Below are 17,526 nucleotides of genomic sequence, written 5' to 3'. Positions count from 1 at the left end.
TCAAAGGATTCGATGCGGAAATTAGCCGGCTTGTTCGTGATGGTATTAGTAGGACTAGGTGCTTGTGTTCAAGAACCTAGCTTTAGCTCTACGCCTGCTATTCAATTTAAGTCGATTCAGAAGATTACGAAAACGAGTAATGACGGTTTTGGCGGAACAATTAAAATTGATTCCGTGATTATGAGTATTAATTTTCAGGACGCAGAAGGGGATTTAGGCCTAACCGAAGCTCAATTAAAGTCCGACATCAAATACAAGGATTTTCGCAATTTCGAAGTAGCTGTATTATTGCAAAAAAATGGGGTTTTTATCCCGATTACCTTTAACCCAGCCTTAGGCGGATTAATGAATTTTAAATTCAAGCCAAATCAAAAATCTGGACCTATTGAAGGCAGCATCGATTATTCTACTCAATTTGTGTATGCTTTTTACAAAGGATATAGCCCGCAGTTTACAGCTAAAAACGATACCCTGAAATTCAAGATTTTCATCCGTGACAACGCGTTAAATAAAAGCAATACGATCGAAACAGATCCTATCATTATTTTTAAAGACTAAAGCGACTTTATTTTATTAAAAATTTCAGGCTGAAGTCGATAAGTAAACATCCGTTGATCGCGCTCATCTAATTGAATGTCCATAATTTCCACGTCAGGAAAAATCAAGCCTAAAGTCTTATTGAAATTCTCAATCAATTTTGCCCTAAACTGCCTTTGCGATTCAGGTGAACTTTTATGCTTGCCAAAGAAGGCAATAATCTGATGTCCATTCACAAAACCTTGCTCATAATTCAAAATCATAAAATCTAAGAACAATCGCTCGTTTGCCCCTAACATTAAGCGAATAGATTTTTTAAGTTTATTGCGCTTGAATCGTCGAAATAACTCAAAAATTAACCCGAAAATCAATAAAGCAGCTACTATTAAAATCAAATCCTTAAATTTCTCTAGCCAAGTTCCCTCATCCAGCGTTCCGATATATTCAGCTTCGCTTATTAAGGTCTTGATGGAAGCCACGGTAAATCCCGGCTCATTTATCGATGCCTTCACCACATTATTCGACCAAGTTAAGGAATCCCCACTTACATGCATATAGGCCTCTTTTTCATCCCCTCTTTGCGCATTTAAATAGATTCGATGTGGGTTTTTCCATTGATAAACTTTGAAATCATCCTCTAAGTCAATAAAAAACATGGTATCATAAGCAAAATTTTTATTCGGCTTATCTGTAATAATAAAGTAACGGCCATTAAATACAAATGGCTTTGTTTCCTTGGAATCCAAGAAATTCAACACCGTTTGCAATTTTATTTCCCCTAAGCGACTGAATTTTTGATTGAAAAAATCATATTCATAAATACCATAATCGCGATTAAATGACATCTTCTTTTCGGTATCATTCATTTCCACGGTACTTAAGAGGTAGAATCTATCCTTTTTAGGGGAATAACCTGCAAATCCATCGAATATAGCTGCAGGAACATCTCCATCGGCTGCGATACTCAACCACTCTTTAGCTAAAAAATCATACTTCGTTAATATATTAGTGGACCTCCAAAAGCCATAACCACCAAAGGAATAAATATCATCCCCCCGCATAAATACGGTGCTTAAACAATTAGAACCGCGGTGAAAGGTCTGATCTAATCGCTTTAATGTCCAAGTGGACTTATCAAGTTCATACATTTGACCCGTACAATGTATGGTTAAATAATATTTAGATGATTGGTTAATTTGAAATTCGTTAATCCCTTCTGAAGTAGGCAAAATATCCTTATAGTCTACCCCAATCGACTTAATTGTATCCAATTTTGCCCAACCTGTGGCAGGATTATAGCGATCTATTTCATGCGTCACTAAATTTAATCGCAAAAAACTAGCTGAATTATCCTCTTGCCATTTAATAAACTGAGATGAGCCTTTAAAGGCAAATAGGAGGAATAGAAATAGGAATAGACTCGCTTTTTTTAACATGGTATTGTGGTTGCGTCCCCAAAAATAACTAATTTTGTAAATTAACAAGTTTATTTAGTATTCAGCGCATGACATTACACCGAGAAGGACGAACCTTATTAATCACCTCACTGATCCTAGTGATGATCATCAATGGCCTAGTGGCCAATTTCTTTCCAGAAAATGTTTTCTTGAGAGAAACGATTGTGGTTATTACGTCCCTATTCTATTTAATCATCCTGCAATTCTTCCGTGTTCCTAAGCGCACAACCGTGCTTAATCCGAAGCATATCATCGCCCCAGCAGATGGCAAAGTCGTAGTGATCGAAGAAACGGTAGAAACCGAATATTTTAAAGGTCCGCGCCGCCAGGTTTCGATCTTTATGTCCCCTATAAATGTGCACATAAACTTCAACCCTATCTCAGGGATTGTTTCCTATTTTAAATACCACCCGGGAAAATTCTTAGTGGCATGGCATCCAAAATCGAGTACAGAAAACGAGCGTACTACCTATGTAGTTAAGCACGAAAATGGTACAGAGGTTCTTTTCCGCCAAATCGCGGGAGCCTTAGCCAAACGTATTTGTTGGTATGCGAAGGAAGGAGAATCTGTCGTTCAAGGGACAGAATTTGGTTTTATTAAATTCGGTAGTCGTATCGACATCTACCTTCCACTAGACGCAGAAATCTGTGTTAATCTGGATGACAAACCGGTAGGAGGAGAAACGGTGATTGCTAAATTAGCTTAAGACCAAGACATCCAAGAATCTTCAATTAGTCCGATAATTTTTTCGAGACCTTGTTGATCCACTTCAGAAAAATCTGCTAATTGATCTGAATCTAGATCAAATACGAGCACGACTTCGCCATTCACGATGGCAGGTAAAACAATCTCCGATTTCGACGCAGACGCACAGGCGATATGACCAGGAAAGGCCTCTACATCTGGCACTAAAACTGTTTTACGCGTGGTATACGCATGGCCGCAAACTCCTTTATGAAAGGGAATTCGTGTACAAGCAACTGGACCCTGAAAAGGTCCTAAGACTAATTGATTCTCTTTTGTCAGATAAAAACCTACCCAGAAAAAACCAAATACTTCCTTCACCGCCGCCGCGATATTTGCGAGATTCGCGTATTTATCTGTTTCTCCGGCTAAGAGCGATTGAATTTGCGGGAATAAGGCGGCATATTTCTGAGAACGAGTGCCATCGATTTTGACTAGATCCTCTGCCATGTTATGCGAAGTAACGTTTTAACCAAGTGGTGTCTGCTCTTTGTAACCAGCCAGCGCGGTAAGTGCCTAGCGATTCTGTTTGAAGTGGGATCACTTGGTTAGCAGGGGTTAATAAAGGATTGTTTTTTAATGCCGTTAAAGGAAGTAGCGTGACCTCGTCTTCTTCCACAACCGCTGTACTGCGATCGAAGAAATCGATTCCTAAGCTAGCCCCCATTTCCTTGAACCAGCGTGTCGAGGCATCGATCGAGCAGCCAGACGCAGCGTTCACCGTTTCGTCTACAGCGATCACAATGACCTGCTGAAAGCGAATCTCGAAAGAGGCATTCAAACCTGCTCCATGTGCCGCCCACTGGGTTAAGGCCGGGACTAAATAGTCCTGGATTGCTTGCGCCTCTGTTTCAGAGAAAGATCGATTCGCCTGATAGACCCATACGCGGGAATGATCGGGCATTTTTTCAAATGATAAATACATATTTTACATGGATTGCTGCACTAATTCAGCTAAATCTACTACTTGGATTTGTTTTTCTTTTCCCACTTTATTCAAGCCATCTTGGACCATGACCATACAGAAAGGGCAAGCTAGGGCGACTTTCGTGACACCAGAATCAACCATTTCTTGTACTCTTTTGACTTGCACATCTTCACCGCCAGCTTCCGGCTCTTTGAATACTTGTGCCCCACCGGCTCCGCAGCAAAGCCCTTTTGTTCTACAACTTTTTAACTCGATTAGCTCCTTTTTTAATCCGGAAATAATTTCGCGTGGTGCTTCGTAAACTCCGTTTCCTCGACCTAAATAACAGGAATCGTGGTAGGCAACTTGTTCAAGAGCCGAATCTTCTGAGGCTTTAATCTTTCCGGCGTTGATTAATTCTGCCAAAAGCTGGCTGTGGTGAATCACCTCATAAGTTCCGCCTAGAGAAGGATATTCGTTTTTCAAGGTATTGAAACAGTGAGGGCAAGCCGTCACAATTTTCTTTACCGCATATAGATTTAATAACTCGATGTTAGCCATGGCCTGCATTTGGAACAGAAACTCATTACCTGCGCGGCGTGCTGGATCGCCAGTACACGATTCTTCCGTTCCTAAAACTGCGAAACTGATACCTACTTTTTGTAGAATTTCAGAAAAGGCCCGTGTCACTTTCTTGTGACGATCATCGAAGGAGCCAGCGCAACCTACCCAAAAAAGAAATTCCGGCTGTTCCCCCGCTGCAGCGAATTCAGCCATCGTTTTGATCGTCTCCATTATTTCTTTTGTTGCTCCCGCATTTGAGTAACTGTTAATCGGCTTCCATCATCGCTCCAACCCGGAGGGCCGAACACATATCCGAACATGGATTTAATACTTTTCGCATGCCAAACATCTTTCGCCATCTGCACCCACTCATAGAAGGCAATCTTGGCTGGATTATAACTTTCAATCTGCTTTGTTAAGCCATAATTAGGTCTTTTATCTTCGGACACAAACGATCCAAACATCCGATCCCAAATAATCAATACCCCGGCATAATTCGTATCTAAATAATTCAAATCTGTCCCGTGGTGAACCCGGTGATGCGAAGGTGTATTCAAAATATATTCGAACCAACGCGGCATCCTATTAATCAATTCCGTGTGAATCCAGTATTGATATAACAAGCTAGTTTGCTGAAAAAATATGACGATAAACGGATGAACACCTACTAATGGAAGCCAAAGCCAGAAAACAAAACTACCGGACAAATTCCCCGTCCAAGTTTGGCGCAAGGCTGCAGCTAAATTGTATTTAGGTGACGAATGGTGTACCATATGAGAAGCCCAGTAAAAACGAATCTCATGGGAGATGCGGTGCAACCAATAATAGGTCAAATCTTCGCCTAAAAAAGCGAATACCCAAACGGGCCAGCTTTGGCCTAAATCAAACAATTTCCAGTTATTGTACACGTAGAAAGACGCGCCTAAAGTGATCGCCTTCGTCACTAACCCAATCCCTAAATTCCCCAAACCTAAACCGATCGAAGTCATCGAATCCTTCGCCTCCACAAAATCACGGTGCATTTTATAGACGATATACGATTCCACCAATACTGTAATAAGGAAAAAAGGAACGGCATATAAAATCAAGGTAGGTTCCATCTTAGTTTAGTTTAACCACATTTCGTAAAAATAATTCAGACGACGCAATCGGCCTATCTGTCAATTTTCCTAATAAATTAGAGGTAATCACATGATTGCCTGAATTAGGGAAAGCCTCTGATTTTTTTAAACTAGCCGGCGTACCTAATTGTTCAAACATCACTTTCATCGCATCGACGGAAACCACCAAATCTTGGTGCGCCTCATCCTTATAATAATAGCCCATAAATACAGGTATTTTCACCTTCTCGAATACCTCTTGTGTCATAGCGTGAGTCAATAAATTTTGAACCGCCACAACCCCTTCCAAACGGTAATGTAAACTCCAATTCTCCGCATGACCAGGAGCCATCACCGGAATATCACGGTAGTCACTACCGGTTATCAAGTGAGCCATTTGCAATCCCCAAGGATTATCCAATAGAGTCGCGTTCGGATCTTTAATCGCAATGCAAGGGCCATAGAGCATCAGCGCCTTAATTTCTGGGTGATTCGCCGCTAAAACCAGCGACATCGCTCCTCCAAAAGACGTACCTAAAACGACTACCTCATCGCCTAATTTCTTCGCGATGGCATAGTAATTTTCGACGCTTTGGTAATATTCATCTGCCGTCACCTGCGCATACGTTGAATCCGAATCAGGAACTCCGTGACCCGCCACGCGAGCTAATAAAAGATTTGCGCCGAATTTTTTCGCTACTTCCCGATGTAATGGATCTCCTTCCATAGGCGAAGCGGAAAATCCATGCACATACATAAAAACGACTTTGGTCTTTTTAGGCTGAATAGAATCTGCCCAAATAATGCGCGCCTGATTACCTGCCTTCAAAATCGTCGCTGATTCTTTAGCTGCAATGTAGGCGTCCAAAGCACGTGCTGAATCCGGAATCGATGTCCAATTAGCGCTGGGCGTCAGTACAGGGGCCTCCGGCTTTGGTCCTAAAAAATAGGCACCTATCAGCACCGCTAACACGAGTAATACTTTTTTCATAGTTTATTCTTTGGCCCAATTCAAACGATCGGACGGATTAAATTTCCAAGGACTTTGGTTCGTCTCCACATTCGCAAACATAGCATTCCAAGCACCTGGCGCATCAGAAAGTTCCATAATTTGGAAGCGACGCATTTCTAAAATAATACTCAAGGGGGAAAGTTCCATGGGACACGCCTCTACGCAAGCCTGACAAGAGGTGCAGGCGCGTAATTCCTCAGCAGAAATTCGATCGAATAAAGATTTTCCATCGTCCACAAAAACTCCTTTATTCGCCTTTAAAACACCTCCCACTTCCTCTAAGCGATCACGAGTGTCCATCATAATTTTGCGAGGGGAAAGTGCACGACCCGTTTGATTCGCCGGACATTGCTCCGTACACCGACCGCATTCCGTGCAAGAATAGGCATCAAGTGCATTCTTCCAGGTCAAATCCATCACGTCTTTAGCCCCAAACTTCGCATCCGTCACCGCCTGTTCCGCTACCGGCTGGCCTAACATCAGTTTAACCTCGTGTGTCACCGCTGGCATGGCCGACATCTTTGCTGATGATTCTAAACTAGAAAAATAAGCGGACGGGAAAGCAAAGAAAATATGCAAATGCTTAGAATAGGTCACATACAGCGCAAAGGCTAAAATACCCGCTATGTGAAACCACCAGGCAGCACGCTCCACTAAAATAAGAGTCCCTGTAGAAAATGCTTCAAAAAAATGCGTCAGTTCTCCCGAAATCACAAAGGATCCCACCGGCTGATAATGCTCCACGCCTCTGGATTGCAAAACGGCATCCGACCCATTCATCGTCCACAAAGCCATCATTAAAACGACCTCAATGAGTAAAATAAAGTAGGCATCCTTTACAGGAAAACCCTTCAGCTCCTGGTGATTCGAAGCCTGTAACCGATTGGTGCGGAATACCCCGCGACGTAAAAAGAAGACCACACAGGCCACAAAAACCCCGCCTGCTAGGACTTCAAAGAAGTTCAGTAAACTCGGATAGAAAGACCCTAAAAAAGGTGCAAATAAGCGATGCGTTCCTAGTAAACCATCCAAGATGATCTCCAGAACTTCAATATTTATTAAGACAAATCCAATGTAGATCAGGAAGTGAAAAAAGCCAACAAGGGGCTTAGAAAACATTTTCTTTTGACCGAACGCTAATAAAGCCATTCGCTTGAAACGCTCTGAAGGACGATCGCTTAATTCAACAGGGCGTGCTAAACGAATCGTCTGTAGGATAAGGGAAAAACGCTGAAAAATCAGGTAAGACATACCCCCTAAAAGGGCGATAAATAGTAACTGAGGCAAGTAAGTCATCGTTGATGTAGAAAGTACATAAATGTAATAAAAATTCTACGATAATTCTTTTTTCAAAAAGCGTCCTGTATGACTATTTTTTTCTTTCGCAATCTGCTCCGGTGTTCCGCTAGCCAGTAATTGTCCACCCGCATTTCCACCCTCTGGACCCATATCGATGAGGTAATCGGCGACTTTGATCACGTCCATATTATGTTCGATAATCAACACCGTATTCCCCTTATCTACTAATTTCTGCAATACATCTAAAAGTAGGCGCACATCTTGAAAGTGCAAACCTGTAGTAGGTTCGTCTAGGACGTAAAGTGTCTTCCCCGTATCTTTTTTAGATAATTCCTCAGCCAGCTTTACCCGTTGCGCCTCGCCACCTGATAAGGTCGTCGCGTGTTGACCTAAAGTGATATAACCTAAGCCTACTTCAGATAAAGTATGCACACGGCGGAAGATCCGGGGTTGGTTTTCGAAGAATTCCAAAGCCTGTTCCACCGTCATATCTAATATATCTGAAATCGACTTTCCCTTAAATCTAACCTCTAATGTCTCCCGATTAAATCGCTTGCCTTTACACGTCTCGCATTCGACTAAAACGTCTGGCAAGAATTCCATCTCAATCTTCTTACGACCCGCTCCTTCGCAACTTTCGCAGCGACCTCCTTTCACATTAAAACTAAAACGTCCGGCTTTATATCCGCGAATCTTCGACTCCGGTAATTCACAATAGAGCGTGCGAATGTCGCTATACATATTGGTATAGGTGGCCGGATTAGAACGAGGTGTGCGGCCGATGGGACTTTGGTCCACTTCAATCACTTTATCGATATTTTCCAAACCCACAATCGACTTATAGGGCATCGCATCCCGCTTCGTCCGATCGAAATGTTGCTTTAATTTCAAGACAAGGGTATCGTGAATCAAGGTCGATTTCCCCGAACCAGAAACACCGGTCACCACCGTCAAAGTGCCTAACGGAAACTTCACCGATACATTCTTCAAATTATTTCCCGTCGCACCCTTTAATTCAATGGTCAATCCATTGCCTTTTCTGCGCACAGATGGAATCTCAATCTCCAATGCTCCATTTAAATAAGCCGCTGTAGGCGTCTTTAATTTCAAAAACTCGGCCGGTGTTCCAGCCCCCACGACATTCCCTCCGTGACGACCTGCTCCGGGACCTATATCCAAAATATAATCGGAAGCCAGCATCATATCTTTATCGTGTTCCACAACTAAAACTGAATTGCCTAAATCACGCAAATCTTTTAGCGCATGAATCAACTTTTCATTATCGCGCTGGTGCAAACCGATACTCGGTTCATCCATAATATATAAAACACCTACTAACTGCGTCCCTATTTGGGTGGCTAAACGAATTCGTTGTGCCTCGCCACCTGATAGACTTTTCATCGGACGATCGAGGGTTAAATAAGTTAACCCGATTTGGGTCAAAAAGCCCACCCGCTTTCTAATCTCTTTCAATACTTCCACCCCGATCTGCTGCTGGCGATTACTCATCCGCTTTTCCACGTCTGCGAACCAAGCCTCCAGCTCGGTGATATCCATTTGAGCTAATTGCCCAATGTGCTTATCTGCGATGCGAAAATGCAAGGATTCTTTTTTTAAACGGAAGCCGTCGCACTCTGGGCATTTTTTAATCATCATAAAATCCTTCAACCAGTCCTGGGTCTTTTCTGAACCCGATTCTTGCTGGCGTTTTAGGAAATTGACGATGCCATCGTATTTCGTATTCCACTCCGTTCCTTCGTATTTCTTCGAGGGTACCGCGACTGGATCATCAGAACCATATAACATCAATTCTACTGCCTCCGCAGGGAACTTAGCGATAGGCGTAGAAAGACCCACCTTAAAAGGCTTTAATAGCACCTCTAATTGCTTGAAAATCCACAGTTCCCGGTATTCTCCAATGGGAGCAATCGCACCGCGGATAATGCTTAAAGAACGATCAGGAATAACCGAATCTTCTGTGATCTCTTCCACCACACCCAAACCATTACAGCAAGGGCAAGCGCCATACGGGCTGTTAAACGAGAAGGTATTGGGGGCTGGTTCATCATAAGACAAACCCGTCGCCGGATCCATTAAGGTTGAAGAGAAGTAATGTAATTTATGTGCGGCATCAAGGACATAGACTTGTCCTTTGCCTTGGTTCATGGCGGTTTGTAGGCTTTGGGATAAACGCAAACGTTCGTCTTCTCCTACTACTAAACGATCCACGACTATTTCAATATCGTGTACTTTGAATCGATCCACCTGCATCTTCGGTTCGATATCCATAATCTCCCCATCAATACGCACTTTCGTATAACCCCACTTCGCGATTTGGACGAATAATTCGCGGTAATGTCCTTTACGGCCTTTGACCACAGGCGCAAGCAATACCACTTTCCCTTTATTGAATTGGGTTAATAAGGTCTCGATGATTTGATCGACAGACTGCTTCACCATTTTCTCGCCAGACAAGTAAGAAAAGGCCTCCCCAGCACGCGCATAAAGTAGACGCAAGAAATCATAGATTTCGGTGGTCGTGCCTACGGTAGAACGGGGGTTTTTAGAGGTGGTCTTTTGTTCGATGGAGATCACCGGTGAAAGTCCTTCGATCTTGTCTACGTCTGGGCGCTCCATATTTCCTAGGAAGGAGCGGGCATAGGCGGAGAAGGATTCCATGTAGCGTCTTTGGCCCTCTGCATAAATCGTATCAAAGGCTAAAGATGATTTCCCTGAACCAGAAATTCCCGTCACTACCACTAATTGATTACGAGGAATGGAAACGTCAATATTCTTTAAATTATGCTCACGCGCACCCAACACTTGAATATGGGTAAATCCAGTAGAATCTGACGCTTTTGAAGCCATAGTTTGGGAATCGTTCGATCTGCAAAGGTACAAAAAAAGAGGCTGCCCTTAAAGGGGCAGCCTCAAACAAATGTAAATAATTCTTATTTGTTCAACAATTCGTCAAACGTAATGCTTACATAGTAAATGCTGCCCACTAATGGGTTAGCCCATCCAGTTGTATAAGCAACACCGCCTAAGTTCGTACCACCCACTTTGATGATCGACTTAATCTGCGATACTTTTTTGCTCACTTGCATATCCAAAGTTTGGAATGCAGGAATAACTGACAATTGTTGTTGATTCACCACTTGGTTCACAATAGATGATTGCCAAACAAATTGATCTTGGTATCTCCATGTTGTATTGAAGCCCCAACCTGAATTTCCGATGTTACGATTACCAAAAGTAACGTTTGTACGGTAGTTCGGAGTGTTGAAACCTAATTGGTAATCAGCTAATCCACCGTTGTCTTTTACAGCATTATAAGAAACGTTTGTCCCTATTGCCCAACGATTTCCTAAGTCATAGTCAATTCCTAAACCCCAACCATTAGTCGCCACTTCGTTATCCACGTTAGATGGGAAAGAGAAGTAGTTTAATGTTCCTGCCAAAGTCGCGCTAGGTTGCGCTACCACTTGACCAGCTGAGAAGTTCGTGAAGTTTGATTGGTAAGCATAGAAATCAACAAACATTTTAGGAGTAATCATTCCTTTATAACCTAATTCAAATGTTTGTACTTGCTCTGGCTTCCAAGCCTTAGACTTGTAAACAACCCATTTAGATGGATCTGTTTGATTAGCTAAGATAGATTGTAAGGTATATGAGTTACCTGATAACTTGTAACGATCTTGAACTACCGCTAAACCACCTAATAAACGTGCAGATGGAGTTAACAAGTTAATGTATTGATCCTGTGTGGTAGGGATACGGAAACCTGTTTGTAGGGAAGCACGGAAGTTCGATGTTCCTTGAGTTAACACCCCAGAAATACGTGGGCTAAATTGTCCTTCAAAGTTCTCATTCTTATCATAACGAACTGATCCTGTTATCTTCAAGTGATCTGCAAATAACTTCTTAGAAGCTTGTGCATATCCACCATATTCGTTAATCGAAAATTCTTTACCATCATCCGTTAATGCGAATAATGAACCTTCAGAGTTTAACGCATATTGACGGTAGTTTGCACCTACGATTAATTCAATTTTGTTGTTTAACTTCTCTGACAAGTTATACATACCCTCTAAGTGATAAAGAGCCGACTTGTCTGTAAACTTAGCTCCTGCAGGTAAAGCCTTACCCTTAATTGCTTCTAGAGCTGCTTTAAATCCAGCTGATCCAGGTACTAAACGACCTACATCAGATGCAGCACGTGCTGCTCCATGGTAAGTAGGGAAGGCTGCTTGTGTACTACCAATAGCTAAGCCTACAGCTGATGCTGGCGCTACACCTTGTAAAAGGTTCGTTTGTAATACTGTTCCAAAGTTAGTCAATGCCAAACCTGCGAAAGTAGAGAAGTACTGAGGGTACCAAGCTGTCGATGGCTTAGCTGCCTCATTTACTAATTGCCCTAAAGTTCCTGTTGCATACGCATCACCTGAATTTTCTTGAGTTGTATAGGCACGAACGAAGAAGTTAGATCCTTTTAATTCTGCTTTGTATTGTCCCATAGAGAAATTCTTGATCGAGTAACGATCAGCACCTGTATACATCGTTGTACCTTGACCATAAGACCCTTGCAAGATCAACTCGACATTATCATTAAAACGATAGTGTAAGGCTGCATTGAATTTGATGTTACGGTTGTTGTAAGAGGCTAAATCACGCTCCGCATATCCTTCACGAGAGATGTTCACGTTAGGAACAATGTAACCTAAGATAGCTGATGGAGTTAACAAGCCACCAGTAGCAGCTGAAATTTGATTAATACCTGCTGTCAATGGATTCGTAGGAACCCCTAATAAAGGCCTTAAAGAGGCCAACATGTTCACGTTCGTCTCATCACCAAAAACACTAATACCATTATAAGCTAAGTTTGTTCCACGAGAACCTGGCCCTAAAACAGTTCCATTCAATAATGATTGATCACGTGTATCAGTTGATTGCCAGTCCTCAGCCGTTAATTGGTTGAAGTTAACTTTGAAAGCGACTTTATTATTAAATGCTTTCGCAAAACGAATTGAGATATCACCATAAGGAGTCATCGCCTCGGTAGGATTTCTTTCATACTTTGCATCACGATTACTTGCATACATGGCTCCCGTTTTCACTTGAGCTGATAAACCTTGGTATAAGAAAGGTGATTTCGAATCCATTAAGATGATACCGTTCATCGCGTTAGGGCCATATAATGCCGATGCCGCTCCTGGCAATAAATCAACTGATTGTAAATCCAATTCAGAAATACCTACGATATTACCTACAGAGAAGTTCAAACCTGGCGCTTGGTTATCCATACCGTCGATTAATTGAACCACACGTACGTTACCGTTGCTATTAAATCCACGCATACCGATAGACGAGAATGACACGGATTGAGAACTTACCTCAACTCCTTTAATGTTACGTAGAGCATCATAGAAAGACGCAGCCGGTGTTTCACGAATCGCACGAATATCCATACGCTCTACTGAAACAGGGGATTGCATCACACTTTCTTCTACACGAGAGGCAGAAACTACTACATCTTGTGCTAAAGTTGCTTGCTCTTTTAAAGCAACCTGAAAATCTGTTTTGTTTCCTTTTACTGCAATTTCTTGACGCTCATAACCCACCATCGATACGACGATAGTTAAAGCACCTGCTTTGTTTGTTGATAAGGAGAAATTTCCTTTTGTATCTGAAATAGTTCCAGTTACCGATCCCTTTACACCGATACTAACACCGATTAACGGCTCTTTAGAATCTGCATCCGTTACTCTTCCGCCTATTTTAGTCTGAGCGAAGGCCGAAGCACTTAAGAACAGAATAAGCGCAAGGCTAGGTAAAATCTGTTGTACAATTTTTTTCATGATGGGTGTTTTTTAATGACACATTTTGTTTTGAGTACTCTAATTAAAACAAAAATAAAGAAGATTTTACTTTCTATCACTATTAGCTTATCAAAAAATTGCTAATTTTTCAGAAAATAATTTTATCAAGGTTGACCGATCAATCAATAAATTTTAAAAAGGGGGATTAAACTAGTAGCTTTGTATATAAATTCAATTCATGAGATCACTCGTATTTGTATCCCTATTATTCTTAAGCGCATGCTCTGGTAATCAGAAGTTTCATGTTTTGAATACCCGATGGAAGGAGGCTCCTCAGCCCATAGAAATGGATTACGCTAACCCAGCCGCATGGTCCGCATTACCTACTACGGAAGATGCCGCAGATCTTGTTCCACTTAAGTCTACGTTAAAAGATGGACAAGCGGGTGCAAAAGCGGACGTTTTCTTTATACATCCTACTATTTTTACGTATAAACCGGAGAACGAATATATATGGAATGCCTCTATGACAGATGCAGCCTTAAATACCCTAGTAGATAGCTCTACAATTTTAAATCAAGCCACAGCTTTTAATGCGGCAGGTCGAATTTATGCTCCGCGCTACCGCCAAGCTCATTACCATGCCTTCGTCACGGAGTTTAAAGAGGACAAAGCAGCGGCATTAGACCTAGCCTATTACGATGTAAAAAGAGCATTTGAGTTTTATCTTGCCAAAGAAAATAAAGGAAGACCCATTATTATTGCCAGTCATAGTCAAGGAACAGTGCACGCAACGAGACTTTTAAAAGAATATTTTGACGGGAAAGAGTTAGGCAAGCAACTGGTGGCAGCTTATATCATCGGTATTGCAACGCCTAAGAACACATTTACAAACATTCCGGTTTGCTCATCCGCAAATCAGACGGGTTGCTTTGTTGCTTATACGACATTTTTACAAGGTTATTTACCACCTTGGCATCCAGGGACGGTGACAGAATTAGCATCGGTGAATCCATTGACCTGGTCAACAGAAGAAAATTTTGCCTCTAAAGCACAAAACATAGGTGGAGTATCCTATGGATTTAAGTATGTAAAAGAATTTGCAGATGCTGAAAATCACCTAGGTATTTTGTGGACAAATGTACCCTATGTACCCGGTCGCAGTTTTGTCAAATTAAAAAATTGGCATAAGGCCGATATTAATTTATATTACCAAAACATTAGAGAAAACGCTGTTTTACGTGTAAATACGTTCCTTAGCAAAAAATAATACTATGCCAAATTGCCTTGTCATTATGGCGGGAGGAATCGGAACACGGTTTTGGCCCATCTCCAGAAGTACGTATCCCAAACAATTTCATGACGTTTTAGGCGTAGGAAAAACGATGTTGCAACAAACAGCAGAACGTTTCGAGGGAATTGTGGCGAAAGAAAACATCTATGTAGTGACCAGCGAGGAATTCGCCGGAATCGTTCAAGAACAACTGCCCTATTTAAGCCCTGATCAAATACTCAAAGAGCCCCAACGTAAAAATACGGCTCCTTGCATCGCTTACGCAGCTTATAAAATCAGCAAAAAACACCCAAAAGCTAAACTAATCGTAGCTCCGGCAGATCATGTGATTTTAAAAGAAGAGGCATTTAAAGCCCGCATAAGCGAAGCCATAGAAACCGCTAAAAACGAACCCGTATTAGTCACTTTAGGAATTGTGCCTACTCGTCCTGACACAGGCTACGGGTATATTCAATTTCAAGAATCGACCGAAACGGCTAAAAGAGTTAAAACATTTACGGAGAAACCTAATTTAGAATTAGCTGAGGCATTTATTGAAAGTGGGGATTATGTTTGGAACGCCGGAATTTTCGTTTTTGCAATACCCACCTTTAAGCACGAATTGACGAAACACCTGTCTCGCTTAGCGGAACAATTTGAAGAAGGACGTGCATTTTATTATACAGAAGAGGAACCTGAATTTATTCGTAAAGTGTATGCCGTGTGCAAAAGTATCTCGATGGATAATGGAGTAATGGAAAAAGCGCGCGAGGTGAAGGTGATTTTGGCAGATATCGGCTGGTCGGATTTAGGCACTTGGAAATCCTTGCATGAAATAAATGAGAAGGACGGTAATCAGAATGCAGTGGATGCGAATGTCATGCTATATGAAACCGCTGATTGCATCATTAAAGCACCTAAAGATAAATTAGTCGTGATTCATGGTTTATCGAATTACATCGTGGCTGAACACGGGAATGTATTAATGATTTGTCCCAAAGACCAAGAACAGCAAGTGAAACAATTCGTCGAAGATGCGACAAAATTAGACCCGAATTTTAGCTAAGATTCAATCTCTTGAATTAAGGTATTGAAATCATGGATCAGTTGAATTCTGGGTGGAAGTGGTTCTGGTGCATTCAAAACGCTATAGCCGGTTAACAAGATTTTAGCCTTCGGCAAAAAACGATCTAACTTTTTGACATAAGTATTCAAGTCAGACAAGGCGGGTTCCGTCGAAAAAACGCTGAACACATAATCCGGCTGGTGTATTTCATAGGCCAAGCACAATTCTTCAAAAGGCAACGATTGACCCAAATAAACAGCAGAATGATTTCTCGCTCTGATTAAATAACTCGCAAACAGCAATCCGATTTCATGCAACTCCCCTTCTGGAAGATAAAGCAAAAACTTTTTCGCGTTCGGCTTCGATTTTGCCATTTGTGAATCGATGGCAGCGATGATTTTTTGACGAATCAAATGCGTGATAAAGTGCTCCTGAGCAGGTCCCACAGAACCTGAAAGCCACAAGGAGCCCAAGCGAGTTAAAAAAGGATAAATCACCTTCAGCATGTAATTCTCAAAACCGTAGGCCTCCGTGATTAACTTCGTCAATTCCTGAAAACGCGACTCATCCAAATCCATCATGGCGACGGTTAAAGCTTGTACGTGATCCGGATAATCAAAATCGCTACCAGAAAGTTGTAAAATCTTTTCCAGAACTTCGGAGTCAGTCAATTCCGCAATTTTGGAAATTTTAATCCCCCCCTTATTTTGGAGTGTAGTAATATTTAAAATACGCTTTAGGTCGTTATCAGAATAGGTACGAATTCCCGTCTCCGTGCGCACAGGATGAAGCAAATGATATCGTTGCTCCCATATACGAATTGTATGGGCCTTAATACCACTGAAATTCTCTAAATCCTTGATCGAGTACACGTTCATTTTCATAGTAACATCATTAACATCGTAGTTTTAAAAAATGTTTAAAAATTAAACTGAAGGAGTAGCCAATGTCCTAAGAAAAACAAGAATTGTAGTGCTGCGATTAATCTAAAAAGACTCGATTTAGAGGGGAATGGGGTATTTTGATAGGCCAAATGAAACAAAAATGACGCTATCCACCAAGCCACAAAATTTTGGGTAGGGACCTGAACCCCAGCCCAAGTCCAAAAATCAAAATGAACCGCTACTGGTTCAATCAAGAAATCCAAAGCCGTCATCAATCCAGCCCCAATCGCTGCTTTGCTTATTTTCCCTGCAATATTCCATTCTTCCACTAGGGCATTCGTGGCCAGCAAAAGTACTAACCAATTCAAGCCAATCGTAATAGGCACTTTAAGTAGCTGAAATCCTAAGGTTTTTCCGTAAGTGTAAACGCCAAAAATCTGACCCGTTCTTACTCCTTGCACTTCTAAAAACCACGCCGCCACGGCTATCATCCCTAAAAAGATATAGGCTTGCAACGAAGGTTTGGGGAAATAAACCACGCAGATAAAGGCCGTAAACCAAAGTGTTAAGGGCACCAACGAGGTAAAAAACGCCGCAGTTGCAGGCAAATGCATCCCGATTAAGCCGGCAGCATATAAGACAATCAAAAATCGTTTAAGAAATACAGGGTTCATACGATTGTTTTCTAAACAAATGTAAAGAAAATTAACAAAAAATGCCCCAGTATTTCTACTGAGGCATTTTGGGCGGATGATGGGATTCGAACCCACTACCCCTGGTACCACAAACCAGTGCTCTAACCGAGTGAGCTACAACCGCCATTTGGGACTGCAAAAATACGCAAAGCTTCCAATATTGCAAAA

General features: G+C 41.7%; 15 protein-coding genes and 1 tRNA gene. 4 read left to right on the top strand and 12 right to left on the bottom strand.

Going from position 1 to position 17,526, the window contains the following annotated elements; genetic code table 11:
- Nucleotides 1-12 precede the first annotated feature (12 nt).
- Nucleotides 13-558, top strand: coding sequence for a hypothetical protein (locus ACST14_RS05755; RefSeq protein WP_459461507.1), 546 nt, complete (start codon nucleotides 13-15; stop codon nucleotides 556-558).
- Here the strand turns inward: ACST14_RS05755 and ACST14_RS05750 are convergent.
- Nucleotides 555-1,973: a hypothetical protein gene (locus ACST14_RS05750; RefSeq protein ID WP_459461505.1), complete on the bottom strand. Its 1,419-nt coding sequence runs from the start codon at nucleotides 1,971-1,973 to the stop codon at nucleotides 555-557. The two genes, ACST14_RS05755 and ACST14_RS05750, sit on opposite strands and share 4 nt — an antisense overlap.
- 68 nt (nucleotides 1,974-2,041) lie before the next feature.
- On the opposite strand from ACST14_RS05750, the gene ACST14_RS05745 reads away from it, so the two are divergent.
- Nucleotides 2,042-2,701 carry a phosphatidylserine decarboxylase family protein gene (locus ACST14_RS05745; RefSeq protein ID WP_459461503.1) on the top strand — a complete coding sequence of 220 codons (660 nt, stop codon included), beginning with the start codon at nucleotides 2,042-2,044 and terminating at the stop codon, nucleotides 2,699-2,701.
- Here the strand turns inward: ACST14_RS05745 and ACST14_RS05740 are convergent.
- The 8 genes from ACST14_RS05740 to ACST14_RS05705 all read right to left on the bottom strand — a co-directional run bounded on the left by ACST14_RS05740 (nucleotide 2,698) and on the right by ACST14_RS05705 (nucleotide 13,479).
- Nucleotides 2,698-3,189 (bottom strand): GAF domain-containing protein, encoded by a 492-nt coding sequence (locus tag ACST14_RS05740; RefSeq protein ID WP_459461501.1) that lies wholly within the window; start codon nucleotides 3,187-3,189, stop codon nucleotides 2,698-2,700. The genes ACST14_RS05745 and ACST14_RS05740 overlap by 4 nt on opposite strands.
- A gap of 1 nt (nucleotide 3,190) precedes the next feature.
- Nucleotides 3,191-3,664, bottom strand: a complete 474-nt coding sequence (locus tag ACST14_RS05735) for a hypothetical protein (protein ID WP_459461499.1) — start codon at nucleotides 3,662-3,664, stop codon at nucleotides 3,191-3,193.
- Nucleotides 3,665-3,667: 3 nt separating this feature from the next.
- Nucleotides 3,668-4,441: a (Fe-S)-binding protein gene (locus tag ACST14_RS05730; protein ID WP_459461497.1), complete on the bottom strand. Its 774-nt coding sequence runs from the start codon at nucleotides 4,439-4,441 to the stop codon at nucleotides 3,668-3,670.
- Nucleotides 4,441-5,310 carry a sterol desaturase family protein gene (locus ACST14_RS05725; protein WP_459461495.1) on the bottom strand — a complete coding sequence of 290 codons (870 nt, stop codon included), beginning with the start codon at nucleotides 5,308-5,310 and terminating at the stop codon, nucleotides 4,441-4,443. The genes ACST14_RS05730 and ACST14_RS05725 overlap by 1 nt, the downstream gene beginning before the upstream one ends.
- A gap of 1 nt (nucleotide 5,311) precedes the next feature.
- Nucleotides 5,312-6,301, bottom strand: a complete 990-nt coding sequence (locus tag ACST14_RS05720) for an alpha/beta hydrolase (RefSeq protein WP_459461493.1) — start codon at nucleotides 6,299-6,301, stop codon at nucleotides 5,312-5,314.
- A gap of 3 nt (nucleotides 6,302-6,304) precedes the next feature.
- Entirely contained in the window at nucleotides 6,305-7,618 is a 1,314-nt protein-coding gene (locus tag ACST14_RS05715) for a 4Fe-4S dicluster domain-containing protein (protein ID WP_459461491.1), read from the bottom strand.
- A gap of 36 nt (nucleotides 7,619-7,654) precedes the next feature.
- A complete protein-coding gene (gene uvrA / locus ACST14_RS05710; protein WP_459461489.1) occupies nucleotides 7,655-10,489 on the bottom strand; it encodes an excinuclease ABC subunit UvrA in 2,835 nt (944 codons plus the stop codon).
- An 83-nt stretch (nucleotides 10,490-10,572) separates the two neighbouring features.
- Nucleotides 10,573-13,479 carry a TonB-dependent receptor gene (locus ACST14_RS05705; RefSeq protein ID WP_459461487.1) on the bottom strand — a complete coding sequence of 969 codons (2,907 nt, stop codon included), beginning with the start codon at nucleotides 13,477-13,479 and terminating at the stop codon, nucleotides 10,573-10,575.
- A 199-nt stretch (nucleotides 13,480-13,678) separates the two neighbouring features.
- Between ACST14_RS05705 and ACST14_RS05700 the strand changes: the two genes are divergently transcribed.
- Together ACST14_RS05700 and ACST14_RS05695 are read left to right on the top strand one after the other, a co-directional pair.
- Nucleotides 13,679-14,710 carry a DUF3089 domain-containing protein gene (locus ACST14_RS05700; protein ID WP_459461485.1) on the top strand — a complete coding sequence of 344 codons (1,032 nt, stop codon included), beginning with the start codon at nucleotides 13,679-13,681 and terminating at the stop codon, nucleotides 14,708-14,710.
- A 4-nt stretch (nucleotides 14,711-14,714) separates the two neighbouring features.
- On the top strand, nucleotides 14,715-15,779 hold the full coding sequence (locus ACST14_RS05695; protein WP_459461483.1) for a mannose-1-phosphate guanylyltransferase: 1,065 nt from the start codon (nucleotides 14,715-14,717) through the stop codon (nucleotides 15,777-15,779).
- Here ACST14_RS05695 and ACST14_RS05690 read toward each other — a convergent pair.
- The 3 genes from ACST14_RS05690 to ACST14_RS05680 form a co-directional block, all read right to left on the bottom strand.
- Nucleotides 15,776-16,663, bottom strand: a complete 888-nt coding sequence (locus ACST14_RS05690) for a MerR family transcriptional regulator (protein WP_459461481.1) — start codon at nucleotides 16,661-16,663, stop codon at nucleotides 15,776-15,778. The two genes, ACST14_RS05695 and ACST14_RS05690, sit on opposite strands and share 4 nt — an antisense overlap.
- Before the next feature lie 35 nt (nucleotides 16,664-16,698).
- The gene (locus tag ACST14_RS05685; protein ID WP_459461479.1) at nucleotides 16,699-17,337 is read right to left on the bottom strand and encodes a carotenoid biosynthesis protein; all 639 of its coding nucleotides are present in this window, start codon (nucleotides 17,335-17,337) and stop codon (nucleotides 16,699-16,701) included.
- A gap of 71 nt (nucleotides 17,338-17,408) precedes the next feature.
- Nucleotides 17,409-17,482 (bottom strand) — tRNA-His (locus tag ACST14_RS05680).
- Nucleotides 17,483-17,526 lie beyond the last annotated feature (44 nt).

It is taken from the genome of Aquirufa sp. A-Brett2-15D (genome assembly GCF_054558735.1).
The sequence above is the reverse complement of the archived record's forward strand: the minus strand, read 5'-3'. Positions and strand labels throughout refer to the sequence as shown.

What these genes read in the sequence shown, in the direction of transcription:
- ACST14_RS05755 (WP_459461507.1), top strand. Translation starts at nt 13, where the DNA reads ATGCGGAAATTAGCCGGCTTGTTCGTGATGGTATTAGTAGGACTAGGT.
- ACST14_RS05750 (WP_459461505.1), bottom strand. Translation starts at nt 1,973, where the DNA reads ATGTTAAAAAAAGCGAGTCTATTCCTATTTCTATTCCTCCTATTTGCC.
- ACST14_RS05745 (WP_459461503.1), top strand. Translation starts at nt 2,042, where the DNA reads ATGACATTACACCGAGAAGGACGAACCTTATTAATCACCTCACTGATC.
- ACST14_RS05740 (WP_459461501.1), bottom strand. Translation starts at nt 3,189, where the DNA reads ATGGCAGAGGATCTAGTCAAAATCGATGGCACTCGTTCTCAGAAATAT.
- ACST14_RS05735 (WP_459461499.1), bottom strand. Translation starts at nt 3,664, where the DNA reads ATGTATTTATCATTTGAAAAAATGCCCGATCATTCCCGCGTATGGGTC.
- ACST14_RS05730 (WP_459461497.1), bottom strand. Translation starts at nt 4,441, where the DNA reads ATGGAGACGATCAAAACGATGGCTGAATTCGCTGCAGCGGGGGAACAG.
- ACST14_RS05725 (WP_459461495.1), bottom strand. Translation starts at nt 5,310, where the DNA reads ATGGAACCTACCTTGATTTTATATGCCGTTCCTTTTTTCCTTATTACA.
- ACST14_RS05720 (WP_459461493.1), bottom strand. Translation starts at nt 6,301, where the DNA reads ATGAAAAAAGTATTACTCGTGTTAGCGGTGCTGATAGGTGCCTATTTT.
- ACST14_RS05715 (WP_459461491.1), bottom strand. Translation starts at nt 7,618, where the DNA reads ATGACTTACTTGCCTCAGTTACTATTTATCGCCCTTTTAGGGGGTATG.
- uvrA (WP_459461489.1), bottom strand. Translation starts at nt 10,489, where the DNA reads ATGGCTTCAAAAGCGTCAGATTCTACTGGATTTACCCATATTCAAGTG.
- ACST14_RS05705 (WP_459461487.1), bottom strand. Translation starts at nt 13,479, where the DNA reads ATGAAAAAAATTGTACAACAGATTTTACCTAGCCTTGCGCTTATTCTG.
- ACST14_RS05700 (WP_459461485.1), top strand. Translation starts at nt 13,679, where the DNA reads ATGAGATCACTCGTATTTGTATCCCTATTATTCTTAAGCGCATGCTCT.
- ACST14_RS05695 (WP_459461483.1), top strand. Translation starts at nt 14,715, where the DNA reads ATGCCAAATTGCCTTGTCATTATGGCGGGAGGAATCGGAACACGGTTT.
- ACST14_RS05690 (WP_459461481.1), bottom strand. Translation starts at nt 16,663, where the DNA reads ATGAAAATGAACGTGTACTCGATCAAGGATTTAGAGAATTTCAGTGGT.
- ACST14_RS05685 (WP_459461479.1), bottom strand. Translation starts at nt 17,337, where the DNA reads ATGAACCCTGTATTTCTTAAACGATTTTTGATTGTCTTATATGCTGCC.